The sequence below is a fragment of the Candidatus Clavichlamydia salmonicola genome (assembly GCF_015356765.1).
GTDB classification, from domain to species: Bacteria; Chlamydiota; Chlamydiia; order Chlamydiales; family Chlamydiaceae; genus Clavichlamydia; species Clavichlamydia salmonicola.
In genome coordinates, this window is the sequence record NZ_WTCQ01000025.1 from 1 (window position 1) to 2,678 (window position 2,678).

Below are 2,678 nucleotides of genomic sequence, written 5' to 3' on the forward strand. Positions count from 1 at the left end.
ACATGTATGCATATTTTGTGACATATTACCCTTAAGCTCTGACCAAGTAGTAGGACAACTTCTTCCTATATGTCCCAAAAAATTATTATTTAAAGATTGGATCCCAGAAGAAACCCCATTACCTATTCCAGACATATTACCTCTTGCATAGAATTAAAATATTTTTTAATAAATAGTATTAAAAATAAAATATCCTATAACTATAAGTTATTTTTAACAAATTAAAAATTCGAACTATAAAATTAATAATGCAAAATTCAGTATTAGAAAAATAGTGCCTAAGACAATCACTAGAGAGAGATTTTTGTTAATAAGAAGCATGTATCATTTAAATTTTCATGCTATATTCTGATAAAAATTTAATGAATGACAGAAAGGATTATATAAAATAGTAATCCCTCCTGTCTTATAAGATTAAAAGACTAACTTGTAGAAGAATCTTTACCAGTATCCATAACCACAACTAATGAATGAGTTAGGTCTTGTTCTGGATCATTGCCTTTAGCAGCCTGAGAATCATCAACTACTGGCTCTGAATCTTTAAGCATTGGCAACCCTACCTCTACATCTTCTTCATGCTCTACTTTTTCTATAGGACTAGTAATAAAATTTCCTAATAAGCGAGTAGCTGCACTAACTATATAAAGAGCTGTTGAGATCCCTAACATCTGTTTAAGATCTTGAGAAGCTGGCTTACAAACATTTTTTAAAGAAGAAAATAAAACACCACAACCAACCTCAGAAGCACCTAAAAGCAACCATTCTTGCATGCTTACTATTAAAATCTTTCCTAATTTATTGTTAGGAACTTTAGGATTAATTCTCTTAGGTTTTTTACACTTTTTATACACTATCTTCGCAACAGTAGCAGTCAAGACCAAGGCACTTCCAACGCCAAAAGCAATCATCATATGACTACAAGTAGGATAATTGTCTATAACAGCCATATCTGTTGTTATTGGCATTGAAGTAGTAGATGCTATAGTTGTTGGCATTGAAGTAGTAGATGCTATAGTTGTTGGCATTGAAGTAGTAGATGCTATAGTTGTTGGCATTAAAGTAGTAGATGCTATAGTTGTTGGCATTGAAGTAGTAGATGCTATAGTTGTTGGCATTGAAGTAGTATATGGAGCTAATGTACCCCCTAGAGACATGGGGCAGTTAGTGGTATTGGTAAAATATTGAGGATACTGTTTTTTAATTTTTTTTGAAGCTGTCCAACAATATGCCCCTCTATCAACTCCATCATGCGCATCAGTACGATCATTACCTGTAACATTTTGTATAGATGGAGGCTGATATGTTGCAAGAGAAATCTTTTCCTGAAAAGTAGAATTTGATAGAACCAACATATCAACTACACTTTTCATCAGACAATCTACTGCATCGCTTATAGAGAACCCTCCGTCTCTTGATTCTTTTTCTACATATACATAACTTAAATAACGCTCGCTTGGGTTATAATTGACATCTCCACTCCAATCAGTTGCTTGACATTCTGGAACAGATGTATTAGGGTATTTATCGTGATATTCTTTTACTGAAAAACAATATTGATCGTACTCTGAGCTCATATTTGGATGCATCTGCGCTATACCAAATTGACCCGTGGTCCAGTTTTTTTCTGCAATTACACCTTTTTCAAACAGATTTCCATCCCCTGGTACACATAAATATACTAATTCATTATTACTTAAAGGGGATAGAGTTGGAGCAGCAGTGGTAGATGGAAGCAACGTAGTAGATGGAAGCAACGTAGTAGATGGAAGCAACGTACTAGATGGAAGCAACGTACTAGATGGAAGCAACGTACTAGATGAAAGCAATGTACTAGATGGAAGCAACGTACTAGATGGAAGCAACGTACTAGCAACAACATCTATCATATTTTCACCTGCACAAAGAGAGCTTGTAACTAGTCCAACTACCCCCATGGCTACAGCTAAACCTAATGAAGAATCAAGAAATGCTGTACATATTTTTGCACATGTTTGCATATTTTTTGATACATTATTCTTAAGCTCTACCCAACTAGTAGGACAACTTCTTCCTGTATGTACTAAAAAATTATTATTTAAAGATTGGATCCCAGAAGAAAACCCATTACCTATTCCAGACATATTACCTCTTATATAAAATTAAAATATTTTTTAATAAATAGCATTAAAAAATAGAATATCTTATAGTATATTCTAAAAAAATTACTTTTCTTTAAGCAAAGGGAAAGCATCGATAAAGATACAAATTTGATGAATGACAAGACCTGTTTGTAAAAGCCTCTTATGGACTATCTACAATGACAACTACAGGAATATTTAGTTCTTTTTCCAAGCATTGTTATTAATGCAACAGAACTCCCTACACCAAAAGCAAGTATCATAGGACTACATAGATAATTTTGTGTAAGGTCTCTCGTTTTCTATAAAATAATCAAAATAATTTGAACAATAAGAATTTAATAAATGAAGATACTTCTGATTATAGTCTTTAACGTTTAAACACATTAAGCTAATAACTATATATTCTGTAGTAGCATTAGCACATATTTTTACTGATGCAAAAGAGATCTTGTAACACTTCCAACTACCCCCTAGTAACAACAACACCTAATAAAGAGTCAAGAAATGCTGTACATGTTTCTTGATACATTCTTTTTATATATAAAAAAGATTGTTATT

1 protein-coding gene is annotated in these 2,678 nt (G+C 32.6%); it reads right to left on the reverse strand.

Translation table 11 applies throughout. From position 1 onward, the window contains the following. Nucleotides 1–422: 422 nt before the first annotated feature. The gene (locus CLAVI_RS05570; RefSeq protein WP_194844610.1) at nucleotides 423–2,120 is read right to left on the reverse strand and encodes a hypothetical protein; all 1,698 of its coding nucleotides are present in this window, start codon (nucleotides 2,118–2,120) and stop codon (nucleotides 423–425) included. Nucleotides 2,121–2,678 lie beyond the last annotated feature (558 nt).